Source organism: Paenibacillus sp. 19GGS1-52, assembly GCF_022369515.1.
Taxonomy (GTDB): domain Bacteria; phylum Bacillota; class Bacilli; order Paenibacillales; family Paenibacillaceae; genus Paenibacillus_AQ.
On sequence record NZ_CP059724.1, the window covers coordinates 6,337,743 to 6,353,416 of the forward strand.

7 protein-coding genes, 3 rRNA genes and 2 riboswitches are annotated in these 15,674 nt (G+C 46.4%); all 10 genes read right to left on the bottom strand.

From position 1 onward, the window contains the following. Positions 1-4 precede the first annotated feature (4 nt). On the bottom strand, positions 5-781 hold the full coding sequence (locus H1230_RS29090) for an acyl-[acyl-carrier-protein] thioesterase (protein ID WP_239713247.1): 777 nt from the start codon (positions 779-781) through the stop codon (positions 5-7). A gap of 228 nt (positions 782-1,009) precedes the next feature. Next, positions 1,010-1,126: ribosomal RNA gene (gene rrf, locus H1230_RS29095) — 5S ribosomal RNA — on the bottom strand. Positions 1,127-1,205: 79 nt separating this feature from the next. Beyond that, positions 1,206-4,135 (bottom strand): 23S ribosomal RNA (locus H1230_RS29100). 355 nt (positions 4,136-4,490) lie between these two features. Then, positions 4,491-6,048, bottom strand: a 16S ribosomal RNA gene (locus tag H1230_RS29105). The 16S, 23S and 5S rRNA genes sit together here, the layout of an rRNA operon. A 400-nt stretch (positions 6,049-6,448) precedes the next feature. Then, complete coding sequence (locus H1230_RS29110; protein WP_239713248.1) at positions 6,449-7,258, bottom strand: transglutaminase-like domain-containing protein; 810 nt, start codon at positions 7,256-7,258, stop codon at positions 6,449-6,451. A gap of 14 nt (positions 7,259-7,272) precedes the next feature. Then, a riboswitch (cyclic di-GMP riboswitch) is annotated at positions 7,273-7,353 on the bottom strand. Positions 7,354-7,428: 75 nt separating this feature from the next. Continuing rightward, positions 7,429-7,509, bottom strand: a riboswitch (cyclic di-GMP riboswitch). Positions 7,510-7,626: 117 nt separating this feature from the next. Further along, entirely contained in the window at positions 7,627-8,286 is a 660-nt protein-coding gene (locus tag H1230_RS29115) for a class D sortase (protein ID WP_239713249.1), read from the bottom strand. Between the two features lie 19 nt (positions 8,287-8,305). Next, positions 8,306-8,710: a GtrA family protein gene (locus H1230_RS29120; protein ID WP_239713250.1), complete on the bottom strand. Its 405-nt coding sequence runs from the start codon at positions 8,708-8,710 to the stop codon at positions 8,306-8,308. After that, positions 8,700-9,683: a glycosyltransferase family 2 protein gene (locus tag H1230_RS29125; RefSeq protein WP_239713251.1), complete on the bottom strand. Its 984-nt coding sequence runs from the start codon at positions 9,681-9,683 to the stop codon at positions 8,700-8,702. The genes H1230_RS29120 and H1230_RS29125 overlap by 11 nt, the downstream gene beginning before the upstream one ends. A gap of 44 nt (positions 9,684-9,727) precedes the next feature. Beyond that, the gene (locus H1230_RS29130) at positions 9,728-13,552 is read right to left on the bottom strand and encodes a glycosyltransferase family 39 protein (RefSeq protein WP_239713252.1); all 3,825 of its coding nucleotides are present in this window, start codon (positions 13,550-13,552) and stop codon (positions 9,728-9,730) included. Continuing rightward, the gene (locus H1230_RS29135; RefSeq protein ID WP_239713253.1) at positions 13,549-15,561 is read right to left on the bottom strand and encodes a glycosyltransferase family 39 protein; all 2,013 of its coding nucleotides are present in this window, start codon (positions 15,559-15,561) and stop codon (positions 13,549-13,551) included. Before H1230_RS29135 ends, H1230_RS29130 begins: the two co-directional genes overlap by 4 nt. Positions 15,562-15,674: the final 113 nt, after the last annotated feature.

Consider the following 15,674-nt stretch of genomic DNA (forward strand, 5'->3'; position numbering starts at 1 on the left):
TACTCTATTGAGTTCTTTTCACATCAACGTATGCACTCGTTTTAAACAACAAACAAGCTTCAAAAAAGACAGTCCCGCCACCCTGCCCGCGTACAAATACACCTTCACTCGTGACAGGAGATCTACAAATACTGATTTCATCTCCAAACATAGCCTCTTGTATGTAAGTTATTCTAAAGCGCTGAAGGTCAGACACTTCCCATTCATTTAGTGATAGCACGTCACAACATAAATCTCCAAATCTTGCATTATTCAAATGATTGTTATTGTCGAGTCCACTGTATCTTACTTGATATTTGTATACCTCTTCCATATAAAGCCCAGAGGGTATCACAACTTTATTTGGCATTGAACCTACTGAATCACCATGATAGTGCTCCACTTTTATGGGTAAGGCAGTGGGTCGGAGTATTTTCCGCTTATCGATATCTACCAGAGCCCAGATCGAGCGTGCGCTTGCAACCTCTATACTACTGCTGTCGAATATTCTGTAATCTCGCTGCCACAAAGCACCTTGTGTACCTTTACTCCATGTGCGGATGGAAAGGAGATCATTTTGTCGAGGAGTTCTTTGGAATTCAAGATCAAGAGTGATCATCATCCAGCCCATTCTTGCCGCCAGCATCTTCTCTAGGCTTAAGCCCAATCCACTTACCGCTGAATCTGCCACACGTTGCATCATATCCAAAATGAAAGATAATTTCCCATTAGACAGATAATCTGTGTCACTCGCATGAACCATATGTTGTTCCGTCCACACAAGTTTAGTGTTGTTATCCATTATTTATCCCCCTTAACAGTTTAAACTCACACGGCTTACTTGAAGTATCCACAATATGCTTACACTATCCACATTAATTTGGGGAGAACTCCAGAAAATATAAATTTATTAACATGTGGATAAGTATTCTAAATTAAGTGTTTTCTCGAAACTTATCCACAAAATTCATATAAGCTCTATTTAGACAGAAAAAAGCCACTGTTGAATGAATCAACAGTGGCTTTATTTGCTTGGCAACGTCCTACTCTCCCAGGACCCTTCGGTCCAAGTACCATCGGCGCTGGAGGGCTTAACGGTCGTGTTCGGGATGGGTACGCGTGGAACCCCTCCGCTATCGCCACCAAACGGGCATTTATAGCTAAATGCACAGGCTTGAATCGCCTGAAAACTGAATCCGAATCGAATTTGCGTTTCTTGCTTGTTTGTGGATAAGCCCTCGACCGATTAGTATTGGTCAGCTCCATGCATTGCTGCACTTCCACCTCCAACCTATCTACCTCGTCGTCTTCAAGGGGTCTTACTAATTGGGAAATCTCATCTCGAGGGGGGCTTCACGCTTAGATGCTTTCAGCGCTTATCCCGTCCGTACGTAGCTACTCAGCCATGCTCCTGGCGGAACAACTGATGCACCAGCGGTACGTCCATCCCGGTCCTCTCGTACTAAGGACAGCTCCTCTCAAATTTCCTGCGCCCACGACAGATAGGGACCGAACTGTCTCACGACGTTCTGAACCCAGCTCGCGTACCGCTTTAATGGGCGAACAGCCCAACCCTTGGGACCTACTTCAGCCCCAGGATGCGATGAGCCGACATCGAGGTGCCAAACCTCCCCGTCGATGTGGACTCTTGGGGGAGATAAGCCTGTTATCCCCAGGGTAGCTTTTATCCGTTGAGCGATGGCCCTTCCATGCGGTACCACCGGATCACTAAGTCCGACTTTCGTCCCTGCTCGACTTGTAGGTCTCGCAGTCAAGCTCCCTTATGCCTTTGCACTCTGCGAATGATTTCCAACCATTCTGAGGGAACCTTGGAACGCCTCCGTTACTCTTTAGGAGGCGACCGCCCCAGTCAAACTGCCCGCCTGACACGGTCCCCGTACCCGATGAGGGTACTAGGTTAGAACCTAGATACGATCAGGGTGGTATCCCAACGTCGCCTCTGCAGAAGCTTGCGCTCCTGCTTCTTAGGCTCCCACCTATCCTGTACAGATCGTACCCAAATTCAATATCAAGCTGCAGTAAAGCTCCATGGGGTCTTTCCGTCTTGTCGCGGGTAACCTGCATCTTCACAGGTATTAAAATTTCACCGGATCTCTCGTTGAGACAGCGCCCAAGTCGTTACGCCATTCGTGCGGGTCAGAATTTACCTGACAAGGAATTTCGCTACCTTAGGACCGTTATAGTTACGGCCGCCGTTTACTGGGGCTTCGGTTCACAGCTTCGGGTTTAACCCCTAACCGCTCCCCTTAACCTTCCAGCACCGGGCAGGCGTCAGCCCGTATACTTCGCCTTACGGCTTCGCACAGACCTGTGTTTTTGCTAAACAGTCGCTTGGGCCTTTTCACTGCGGCCCCCTCGGGCTATTCACCCTACCGAGGCACCTCTTCTCCCGAAGTTACGAGGTCATTTTGCCGAGTTCCTTAACGAGAGTTCTTCCGCGCGCCTTAGAATTCTCTTCTCGCCTACCTGTGTCGGTTTGCGGTACGGGCACCTTCTCCTGGCTAGAGGCTTTTCTTGGCAGTGTGAGATCATGACCTTCGCTACTACAATTTTCGCTCCCCATCACAGCCCAGCCTTAACGATGTGCGGATTTGCCTACACATCAGCCTCACTGCTTAGACGGACACTTCCATCAGTCCGCGTCACTACCCTCCTGCGTCACCCCATCGCTCATAGCGGATTACGGTGGTACAGTAATTTCAAACTGTTGTCCTTCGACTACGCCTTTCGGCCTCGCCTTAGGTCCCGACTTACCCTGAGCGGACGAGCCTTCCTCAGGAAACCTTGGGCTTTCGGCGGATCAGATTCTCACTGATCTTTTCGTTACTCATACCGGCATTCTCACTTGTATACGCTCCAGCACTCCTCACGGTATACCTTCAACGTATATACAACGCTCCCCTACCCCAGATACAATGTATCTAGCCATAGCTTCGGTGGTGTGTTTAGCCCCGTTACATTTTCGGCGCAGAGTCACTCGACCAGTGAGCTATTACGCACTCTTTCAATGGTGGCTGCTTCTAAGCCAACATCCTGGTTGTCTGTGCAACTCCACATCCTTTCCCACTTAACACACACTTGGGGACCTTAGCTGATGGTCTGGGCTGTTTCCCTTTCGACAATGGATCTTAGCACTCACTGTCTGACTCCCGGTAATAAGTATATGGCATTCGGAGTTTGACTGAGCTTGGTAACCCTTGCGGGCCCCGCACCCAATCAGTGCTCTACCTCCACTACTCTCATACCGAGGCTAGCCCTAAAGCTATTTCGGGGAGAACCAGCTATCTCCGAGTTCGATTGGAATTTCTCCGCTACCCCCACCTCATCCCCGCATTTTTCAACATGCGTGGGTTCGGGCCTCCAGTGCGTGTTACCGCACCTTCACCCTGGACAGGGGTAGATCACACGGTTTCGGGTCTACGCCCCCATACTATGTCGCCCTATTCAGACTCGCTTTCGCTGCGGCTCCGGCTTCTCACCTTAACCTTGCATGGTAAACGTAACTCGCCGGTTCATTCTACAAAAGGCACGCCATCACCCATAGATCGGGCTCTGACTTTTTGTAAGCACACGGTTTCAGGTTCTATTTCACTCCCCTTCCGGGGTGCTTTTCACCTTTCCCTCACGGTACTGTTTCACTATCGGTCGCCAGGTAGTATTTAGCCTTAGCAGATGGTCCTGCTGGATTCATACGGGGTTTCACGTGCCCCGCACTACTCGGGATCCGTCTCGGAGAGAACACAGTTTAGGCTACAGGGCTTTTACCTCTATCGCGGGCCTTTCCAGACCTCTTCGCCTACCATATTCCTTTGTAACTCCATGTGAGACGTCCCACAACCCCTAAGAGCAAGCTCTTAGGTTTAGGCTGTTCCGCGTTCGCTCGCCGCTACTGACGGAATCACTATTGTTTTCTCTTCCTCAGGGTACTTAGATGTTTCAGTTCCCCTGGTCTGCCTCTACATACCCTATGTATTCAGGTATGAGTAACTGTGCATTACCACAGCTGGGTTTCCCCATTCGGACACCCCCGGATCAAAGCTTGCTTACAGCTCCCCGAGGCAGTTTCGTTGTTCGCCACGTCCTTCGTCGGCTCCTGGCGCCTAGGCATCCTCCGTGTGCTCTTATTAGCTTAACCAATGCTCCGGTGTTTCGCTTGTTTGCTCATCTTGTTTTGAATGTTGCTACCGGATGACTCCGTTCGCAGATCATTCAAAGCCAAAAGTCGCTTCACAATCAAAAACCTTCGCTAAGCCATAATACACTTTCGCTCGTTTACACAAGCGACAGATAAAATGTTCTAAAACGCAAATTCGTTTCGGTATCCAGTTTTCAAGGATCAAGTTTTTGTTCGTCCTTACAGACAAAACAAAATTGAGAGCTTCAACTCTCAAAACTGAGCAACGAGTGAGTGTGTGCAAACCCTAAGGGCTCACTAGAAGCCTTGCGGCTTCTGTTCGAATGTTTCCGTTACAGGAAACGATTCTCCATAGAAAGGAGGTGATCCAGCCGCACCTTCCGATACGGCTACCTTGTTACGACTTCACCCCAATTATCTACCCCACCTTCGGCGGCTGGCTCCCTTGCGGGTTACCCCACCGACTTCGGGTGTTGTAAACTCTCGTGGTGTGACGGGCGGTGTGTACAAGACCCGGGAACGTATTCACCGCGGCATGCTGATCCGCGATTACTAGCAATTCCGACTTCATGCAGGCGAGTTGCAGCCTGCAATCCGAACTGAGACCGGCTTTGTTGGGATTCGCTCCACCTCGCGGTTTCGCAGCCCTTTGTACCGGCCATTGTAGTACGTGTGTAGCCCAGGTCATAAGGGGCATGATGATTTGACGTCATCCCCACCTTCCTCCGGTTTGTCACCGGCAGTCTGCTTAGAGTGCCCACCATGATGTGCTGGCAACTAAGCATAAGGGTTGCGCTCGTTGCGGGACTTAACCCAACATCTCACGACACGAGCTGACGACAACCATGCACCACCTGTCTCCTCTGTCCCGAAGGCCGCCGCTATCTCTAGCGGATTCAGAGGGATGTCAAGACCTGGTAAGGTTCTTCGCGTTGCTTCGAATTAAACCACATACTCCACTGCTTGTGCGGGTCCCCGTCAATTCCTTTGAGTTTCAGTCTTGCGACCGTACTCCCCAGGCGGAGTGCTTACTGTGTTAACTTCGGCACCAAGGGTATCGAAACCCCTAACACCTAGCACTCATCGTTTACGGCGTGGACTACCAGGGTATCTAATCCTGTTTGCTCCCCACGCTTTCGCGCCTCAGCGTCAGTTACAGCCCAGAAAGTCGCCTTCGCCACTGGTGTTCCTCCACATATCTACGCATTTCACCGCTACACGTGGAATTCCACTTTCCTCTTCTGTACTCAAGCCACCCAGTTTCCAGTGCGACCTCAGGTTGAGCCCAAGGTTTAAACACCAGACTTAAATAGCCGCCTGCGCGCGCTTTACGCCCAATAATTCCGGACAACGCTTGCCCCCTACGTATTACCGCGGCTGCTGGCACGTAGTTAGCCGGGGCTTTCTTCTCAGGTACCGTCACTCTTATAGCAGTTACTCTATAAGACGTTCTTCCCTGGCAACAGAGCTTTACGATCCGAAAACCTTCATCACTCACGCGGCATTGCTCCGTCAGGCTTGCGCCCATTGCGGAAGATTCCCTACTGCTGCCTCCCGTAGGAGTCTGGGCCGTGTCTCAGTCCCAGTGTGGCCGTTCACCCTCTCAGGTCGGCTACGCATCGTCGCCTTGGTGAGCCGTTACCCCACCAACTAGCTAATGCGCCGCAGGCCCATCCCTCAGCGACAGATTTCTCCGTCTTTCATCCTCTTCCCAGGTGGGAAAAGGAATTATCCGGTATTAGCTACCGTTTCCGGTAGTTATCCCAGACTATGGGGCAGGTTGCCTACGTGTTACTCACCCGTCCGCCGCTAAATCCTGTTGAAAGCAAGCTTTCAACAAAACTCCGCTCGACTTGCATGTATTAGGCATGCCGCCAGCGTTCGTCCTGAGCCAGGATCAAACTCTCCAATTTGTATTGAAAAGAGCGATTGCTCATTTTGAAACCTCTGACGAGAATTTACATTCTCAACCGACAAGTTTACTCCAGCATAAATGCTGTGAAACTCATCTTCTTTTGGATTTTACTTTCGTAAAATCCCACTCACTCGTTGTTCAGTTTTCAAAGATCAAGTTCTCGTTGTCGGCGTTTAATGTCTCACCAGCAACTCTTATAATATATCATACGGTGTTTAGAAAAGCAAGCTTTTTTTATTTCTTGTTAATTCAATGTGTTTCGCTTGTCCGCTCTTCCAACAGCGCTCACTTATAATACCCTATCTACTAGTATAAAAGCAACCCCTAATCAAAAGAAAAACAACCAGCTTAATTATTAAGCTGGTTGTCTATTTGTTCATATAGTAATTCAACTACTCTTAGTAGTATTTGACTGCCGTATATTTAGTAGAATTCTTAATCAGATCTACGGTTTTATTGCTCTTAACCAATCCAGCATCTACTGTTGTATCAATAGTCACCCATTTGCCATTAAGAAGGACTTCATTCCAAGCATGGTATTGAGTAACATAAGTGGAGTTTCCCATGACCAATTTAGCTGGTATATCTACACTACGTAGCATTGCTGCAAATAATGAAGAGTAATCATAGCAAATGCCTTTTTTGCTGGCAAGGGTATTATCAATGTTAGGGATATAGTCAGTTGTTACATTGTTAGCCAGTGAATAATCGTATTTCACATTAGCAACGATGTAATTATAAATTGCTTTAACCTTCTCTTGATCCGTTGTTTTGCCTTGTGTAAGTTGTTTTGCTTTAAGAATAGCTTTATCAGAAGAACTCCATTTAACATTCTGAACAGAGCTTAAATATACTGCATTTGTATCATTCAAGGATAAGTCCACTACTTCAGAATATAGAGCTTTGTATTTGTTACCCGTTATGTTCTCAAGAACTGAGACTTTATAGGATCCATTACCTTGTTGCAATGGGAATTCTTCAGCTTGTCCAGAAGCATAAAGATTATAAGTGTAGCTGCTGCTGCCTTTGGTAATCATAAGTTTGATCCGTTTGTCCTTCGGCACATCATATTGAACTCCAATAATGCCTTGGTTTAACTGCGATGTATTGAGCCAACCCGTTTCTGTGCCAGCAGCTTGAGCTGAAGTTATCTGAACAGAAGTAGCCACTACAAATATCGCCAATAACATAAGATAAAATTTCTTCAATGATAAAACCCCTTTTCGGTAGCTGGCTGCCATCCTGACGGGAAGGCCCTTTAGCTTTGCGTCCCTATCTTTCAATAGGTTTGCCGTTATCGTAAAAGCTTTATCTGTCCTTAAACATACTAGAAATAATGGTAGAATTAGACAAAAAATAAACAAAAAAAGCCTCTTCATTCGGTAGCTGGCTGCCATCCTGACGGGAAGGCCCTTTAGCTTTGCGTCCCTATCTTTCGATAGGTTTGCCGTTATCGTGCTTAGCTTTTATAGTTATATACTACCATATTTACGCGTAGATTCAAGACCTATAGTGCTAGATTTCCAAAATTTTATAATAAATTTTTGGAAATTTCTATTTTATGACATTAAGTGTGTTAGGGTAGTTTGGCTTGTACAATTAGACGGTGTGTGGGATTTACTAGTGGGTCACACGTGATCAGCGTGAGAATCTTGTCCTTGTTGTTCCCGTTTAACACAGATACATCCGTAGGTTCGACGATAGAAATTTTGTATACTTCATAGTTGTACGCTTGTTTGCTTGTCTTCACGGTGATAATATCTCCTACTGCAACCTCATTCAATCTATTAAACAATCTGCCTGTCGTTCTGGCTCTATGTGCTGCTATTGCGGCATTGCCAATCTGACCGATAGAAGTTGTTTCCTTCATATGTGTAGCTGCGTGCTTCATGTTGGCTTTCGTCGCCCCTTCAAGAACAGGCAACAACAGATTGATCTTATCAATTTCGATTAATGCAATTACTTTCCCCCCAAGCACAACTTCAGGTTCCGCCTTTACAGCAGCATCACTCGGAGGCTGCTCATCCAATGCAGATTCTTCTGAGAGCAGTTGGGTTACCTCAGCATATTTACTTTTCAGATCAGGGTCAACCGTTGCTGGAGCACTGTTACTATAACTCTGTTCCGCCTCATCTAATAGTTTCTGCTGCTGCCAGTCGTTATACCATTCATTAGCTTTGGGGAACAGCATGACAAGTATTCCTGCAAGTATGACTAAATAGGAAAATTTACGCATGATATTCACCTCCCTACTTTTAGAAAACCCATTTCCGGCTTCCGAAGAAATTGATGATTACAGTGACGAATGTAACTAATACCTTCGAGATCAACACTTGAATACCAAGTTTATCTGTTAACAAATGCATAAGCAGCAGGGATATTCCCAGTACAATCAGGTTCAGTACGATAAACTTCAGCAACTGCATTCGGTCGAAGCTATCCTTTTTCCCCCGATCACTGTCCCGAAAGGTTACTTTTTTATTCAAAATAAAGCTATTGGCCGTGCCTGCACTATAAGAAATAACCTGTGCCAGGGTGTATACCAACCCAAGTGAGTTCAGAAGTGTAAAGATTGCAAAATCAATAAGGGTATTCAGCAAGCCAACAGCATTGAATTTCAGGAACTGAATCACTCCTGCGCGAAGCTTCTTATCTGACATAATCGTTTCCCTTTCGGATGTGACTATGATCTTGCTCTACATCAAGATAGCCTTTAGTCTCCCGCACAATATACAACGGTCTGTCCTTGGATTCATCATAAATGCGGCCGATATACTCGCCGATGACACCGAGCAGCATGAGCACGATACCATTGAAGAGCAAATTAACGCCTACAATGGAGGCCCAGCCCGGAATGGTCCAGGAGGTGAAGACTCTTTGAAATAACACAAAAAATAAATATAGGAAACTGGAAAATGACAGAAAAAAACCAATATAGGAGGCAATCTTCAGCGGCTTGTGCGAGAAAGAGGTGATTCCGTCTAGCGCGAAGCGAATCATTTTTTTGAGTGGATACTTTGTTTCGCCAGCAAATCGTTCCTCACGCACGTATTCCACCATAGTCTGTCGGAAGCCCACCCAGCTCACCAAACCTCTAACATAACGATTCTTCTCTTTGAGACCACGTAGAACATCGCATACTTTACGGTCGATGAGTCGAAAATCCCCCGTATCCGTGGGAATGTCCACACTCGTCATGCTACTGAGCAGCCGGTAGAAGATCTTTGCCGTGACTTTTTTGAAAAGGGTCTCTCCATGACGCTTCAGACGTTTCCCGTAAACAACTTCGTAGCCTTCCTTCCACTTCGCGATCATCTGTAAAATCACCTCAGGCGGGTCCTGGAGATCTGCGTCAATAACAACAACAGCGTCTCCCTCAGCGTAATCCATACCGGCTGTAATCGCTACTTGATGCCCGAAATTACGGGAGAAGTCGATTAGCTTCACATTCTCGTCCCTGCTGCTGATCTCACGCATGATCTCAGCCGTATGATCACGGCTGCCATCATTAACGAAGACCAGCTCATAAGAGTCGTCGCTTTGATCCATTACTTTTTTTAGACGATCATACGTATGTTTAATAACTTCCTCCTCATTAAACATGGGGACAATTACACTGTATCTGGCTTTCACCTTTGTTCCTCCTAAATTTTTATGAGCGTCTAGTCTAACCCTCCTTAGAAAACCCAAGAAGGGAACCAACGCAGCATACTCGTCACATAACTACCGCTGACCTCCATGCCCGACAGCACGGGATAAAATGCTACAAAGAGCAGCGCTGCCAAAGCAACATAAGCATACCGAATGTATTTGGCTCGTGGGTATTTATCGTCAAGCAGCTTCATCATATATACAATACCAAGAATCATAAACGGCACCATAGCAAAATAATGGTAAAGGAACGTCTCGCGCGGGACCAGCATCCAAGGAACATATTGCGAGAAAAAGGCAATCCAGATCATGTACAAGGTCTTATCTTTACGCTTTATCGTAAGCCAAAGCGTGCTGAGCATCGCGAAGATCCCCGTCCACCAAATAAGTGGATTTCCCATGGTCACAATACTGCTGACCTTACCTGTCGGTAAGCCTTCATCGCCGCTGAAGAACCAGACTGGTCTTTTCATAAACGGCCATTCCCACCATGATGAGGCAAATGGATGTGTAGCTACAAGCTGACTGTGATAGTCATACATATTGATCTGGGCATCAATTAACCTTTTTATAGTAAAACCTTCCGGTGAGGCGGTTAGTACAGGAATAAAGGATAGGCTGTAAATCCCTATCGGAATGAGCACAAAGAAGACAAGGCAACTGAGCAGTGTGATGATTGTGTTCTTCCAGAATTTCCCTCTTGCATCGCGACAGGCAATGATCAATTCCTGATCCTTGAGCTTGCCCTCAGCCAATACATGCCCCGCCGCCCGGTATTCTCTATAGCGTTCAAAGAGGACCAATGCCAGTATGATCGCCAATCCGGCTCCGCCGTATAGTACAATCCATTTCGAGGCCACTCCGATTCCGAAGAACAACCCAGACCAGAAAAGCGGAACCAGCGTTTTTCTTAATGTAGTCTTATAGAAATTCAATGTGTGATAACGCTGCATGAAATAGAACATCAACATAATGAAAAATACGCCGTAGACATCTATTGTAGAAATCCTTGTCTGTGTAAAATGCATAAAATCCAGAGCGAACAGTCCTGCTGCAAGAATAGCATACTTACTCTGCTTGAATAAGCGCAGGGCCATTACATAGATCAACGGCAGCATAGCAATCCCAAACAGTGTACCCATAATGCGCCAGCCAAAAGGAGTCACCCCAAACAACTCCATCCCTACTGCTATCAGCAGCTTACCGAGCGGTGGATGAGTGTTCTCATAGGGAACAATACCGTGTGTGTATTCATAAGCTGTACGGGCATGATAGATCTCATCAAAATAGGTTCCGTTCATAAAACCTGAGTATTCCGGTATCAATGACTGCTCGTCGAACAAATTCGCCGATGTTCCTCTTTTGGGAGCTCCATCAGTATCAGGTGTAACACTGGCAATCGGGAGTGGAATCCGGTTTCCACCCTGCTCGTATAAAGCCATTTCATTTAAGGTGAAGCCTGGTGAGTTCACCGTAAGTTTCACGTATCTAGCTGCAACGTTCAGCGGCTGACTCTTCCATATAAACACATTTCCAACATCCTCATTCACATCCAAGGGACTGCTCCATGCATCCGGAGATTCACTAAATTCCAGTCTGAACTTGCCGGTGCCTACGCCTCCAAATACATTTACGCGCTCCAGCTGTCTGCTCTGTCCCAGATCCAGGTAGAAGCTCTCACCTTTCGTGGAGGGCTCCCATAGAGTTTGCGGAGATTTGGTAGAACCCAAATTATATAAAGCAAGGGCCGCGTAAATTGCGGTTATGGCAATGATCCATATCCAGTCCTTCCGCTCAAGCTTCATCTTCACACCCTTGCCTCTTTCCTGAAGTGGCCGGATTCCCTCTACGACCTCTACATCTTTTTCATAATTCTGCACCCGTGTAAAAGGCACTGGAAGAAGCTTAATCTTATTGCGGATATATACATCGTACCCGATGTAAAGCATATATACCAACAGGGCCAGATTAGCGATAGCTGTGACCAAAACGATTCCATCCGAGGGTGGATTGTCACCAGCGTTAAGATGGGCCAGCGTGAAGCCCACATTAATATATTGCGTTAAGCTGAAACCAAGAAACAGGGTTAGAAATCTGCGATCCCGGTTCTGTATATAAGTGAACAAACAGAGGATCAGTACCGGATACATATAACGCTCGTGCATTTTAGTACCTAATACAAAAACTGTTACGATCAGAACCATTCCGATAAAATAGGATTTTGACAATTCCAGCCGATCCTTCTTGAAGGAATAGAATGCTGCTAGAGCTACGGCCACCAGGATAAAAATAAAACCCCACACACGGTACGTAATGCCGAGCCAAGTCAGATCAAGCGCTGACCACATGGGGTCTGTCAGTGCATATAGGTTAAATGCATTGACTGTAGAATAAGGGTAAGAGGACAAGGTTCCTTTATACAGATTAATTAGTCCACTTAGACCTCCATTATTCCAGAAGAAGGGTGCAGCCAGCAGGCTGAATATACCCAACCCGTAAAGAGCGCCGACGGCAAGCTGCTTCCAGGCCCGGTGATGATAGAAAGCAAACAACAGTACGGGTGTAAAGATCAGCGCCTGCGGTTTAATTAGTGTAGCCAGAGCAAACCAGATGGCTGAGCGAACGAAGGATTTGTTCGCTGCCCCTTGAATGCTAAGCAGCAGGAAGATCAGAAAGAATGAATCTGCTTGTCCCCAAGCGGCTGAATTAATAAGCACAGCCGGATTGAACAGAAACAGTAGCATTAAACCAAAAGCCATACCGGAGCCAAGTTTTTTACGTCCCACTTGATAAATCAAGTACCCCAGCACCAGATCGGAAAGAATTGCCGGCAGCTTGAACAGCAAGTTCTCCCCACCTGTGCCATGCGCAAAGCCAAATACACCACGAACAAGGCTGAGCAGATACAATATGTACAAATACCCTGGTGGATAATCGGCAAAATAGCCTGCTTCGTAGAACTTCCCAGGTCCCACATCAACCAGCCGCTGCCCCCAAGCTATAAATGTATTCATGTCATTCTGATAACCCTGCGCGGTTAGACCCAGCCATATCCGCAGGATAAAAGCCAGGCCAATAGCAACACACAGCCATCTTGTATAGATATTCTCCGTCCGTCCCAGAAACTTCTCACTGCGAAGCGCTCTATTGTACAGCACAGCGAAAAAAATACTGAACAACACCGAAATCAGCAACAGCTTTGCCGGCGATACTTTATGAGGGGTATCCGCTGCATTGCTACCAGCATCCGGGGCTGCTGCAGTATTAACCAGTGAAACTACATTCGCCCCTTTGGGGGCAGCATCCAATCGTTCTACGGACAGATCATCGAAATAGGCTTTGCCCTGGATCAGACTTGCATAGCCGCCAAGGGCTGCACCAATTGATATTTCTGACTGGTCCGGTCCAGTCTGCCCGATGAATTCAAGATACTGCCAATCTCCGGCCGTATCCACTGTGCTGGGATAACCCCCACCGACTCCGACGACGAATATATTAGCACCAAACCCCTCGCCTGCCGTGCTAACCACCTTGGTATAACCGGATATTTTATAATAACTATTCGGAGTAACTTTGATATTCTGCACCCATTTCAGATGATTGGGTTCAAGATTCTCGATCACTGCTGCTTTACTGCCGGAATGAACTACCTCCGATTGTACCGACAATATACCGGAGCTGTCTCCGGATATCCACATGTCCTTGGTCCAGTTAGACGGGTTATCCTTATCACCCTCCTCAAAGCCAGAGTTTAACAATAAATTTCCATCTGCATGTATGCTCGTCACCGGAAGTATAAACAATAACAGCATTACAACGATCATTGCGGCCGCACGTGTATTTTTAATCATCGTTCCAATTTCACCTCGTCAATGTTAATCCAGCCCGTCCCGCCGGTTATATAAATCTCCGCCTGTTGATTCTGTTCCAATCTAAACGCCGGAAGCGTAATTGCATGGTATGTATCTCCGGGCGTAATTTCAGCTTCCGCAAGTACACTATCCTTCGTCCGTATCCCCAGCCTTCCTCCTTCATTACCAGCGCTGGCCATCGCGGATAGCTTATATTCACCAGATTCCTTGGTGATGAAGGATTGTGTAATACTTTTTCCAGTCCCCAGATCAAGATAGCCCAGATAACTGCCCTTATAGGAATTATTGGTGGCAACCCCCGTCCCTTCCGTAAACCTCCAGCCTGATTTCCCTTCTTCAAAATCTCCATTCACAAAATCAGAAAGCATTGGCTCAGGCTCTGCAGGGTCGCTGGAAGTGATGGCTCCGGCTGCTGCGCTCTTTGCGATTACCACAGTATAGTTGGCAAAGTGTTTAATCCTATAATTCTCACTTTCGGCAGGAATAGCGTCCCCATTCCCAAAAATATAAGCCGCTGACTCTCCCGGAACGATGTTCGGATAACCAAATACATATCTGCCAAAAGAAGCTACCTTCTGAAACGCCTCTCCTGGATTAACATAATTAACAGTCTTCAAGAAATCATGCGGATTTACTCGCTCATAAAAAAGCACATAAATATAAGGCATGTTAACCTCATCTGTGACGTAGATCTTCCCTGTACTCTCCTCTGAAGCATACTGTATGGCCTCACCAATTGATTCATAGAAGGCAGGTCCAATGGTTTGAGGGAAATCGCGGAAATAAACGGTTGTAAATAAAATAAAGAAAAGGCTGAAGACAGCTGCGGAAAGAATGCCGATAGCTTTCAATTTGTGGCTTAACCACATAAAACCTGCAACAACCAGTAAGACCAGCGGGTAGAAAATAACATTAATCCGATTGATATTTACATCAGTAATAAAGGTCATTAGCACGGCAACCAAAAGCCAAATCAGTACGACCGCCTGCCCCGTTCCCCATTGATCACGTTTTCGCACCGCTTTTATCAACACCATAAGTCCGATAAGGGCAAAGGGCAAGGCGATAGGGTAGGCATATCCATAGGGTGAGATTGAATTCCAGGGCAATCCGTCGCTCCCGCTAAGCAAAAGCTTAATAAATGCAGTGAAATTACTTGAGGCAGTATGTACTATTTGTCCGCTGAAAACAGATGATACCTGATCCATACGCGGCATTGTCAATCTAGGGATAGAAAACAGCAGAGTTTCGACTCCCGGCAGCTTCAAACGGTTGATGATTATAAATATAAGAATAGGCAGAGCCAGTAATATAAACAGTGCAATGTTCCACAGAACAGTTCGGAAATGTATTGCTCTTCTATACAATAGAAGAATTAAGGTACCTAAGGCAAATATCGGGACAAAAAAGTAGGCCGTTCCATAAGCATACAGCGAAAGAGCCAGCATCATGCTAAAACCGTAGGACCATTTCGAGTTTACTAATGATTTTAGAAGAAAATAAACGGCAAGCAGGATCAAAGTGGGAAATAAATTCGACTCCAGCGCCCATCTCGACATCATAATATGCCAGGGATTAATTGCAATGAAGAACATGGTGGCAAGGCCAGCCCCTCTGGAAACAAACAGCTGTCTAGCCATCAGATAAAATATTACCATCCCCACTAAGCCCATAATTAGGCTAACTGCCCGTATGGACATTGGGGTCAGACCAAACAGCAATATAAAAGGCATGGATAGGTAGGCATAAAGCGCATTTTGCCCACTGCCCCAAGCAATGAGATGTATGGGCAGATGAATGCCATTCCGATCCATTCCGAAATGAAGTATAGCGTAAGCGTCATAACCTATGGAGGCTTCATCCTGATTCAACCCTGGCGGAATAGACCCTAAATACAAAATTCGAATTACAGCTCCCAGCAGAAACAATAGCAGCGGCCAAGGATTGCGCTTAATGTAGTTATACCCACTATTTAATCTGCTGGACAACCTAATCACCTCTTCAACAATATAATCTAAATACCAGACATTGAAAAGGCCGGAACAAAGGTTGCCCCAGACTAATTCACGGCTTTAGAAACAAGAAAACGGCCCCTTCAGTT

Coding starts and splice junctions, on each gene's coding strand:
- H1230_RS29090 (WP_239713247.1), bottom strand. CDS start 781: ATGGATAACAACACTAAACTTGTGTGGACGGAACAACATATGGTTCAT.
- H1230_RS29115 (WP_239713249.1), bottom strand. CDS start 8,286: ATGCGTAAATTTTCCTATTTAGTCATACTTGCAGGAATACTTGTCATG.
- H1230_RS29120 (WP_239713250.1), bottom strand. CDS start 8,710: ATGTCAGATAAGAAGCTTCGCGCAGGAGTGATTCAGTTCCTGAAATTC.
- H1230_RS29130 (WP_239713252.1), bottom strand. CDS start 13,552: ATGATTAAAAATACACGTGCGGCCGCAATGATCGTTGTAATGCTGTTA.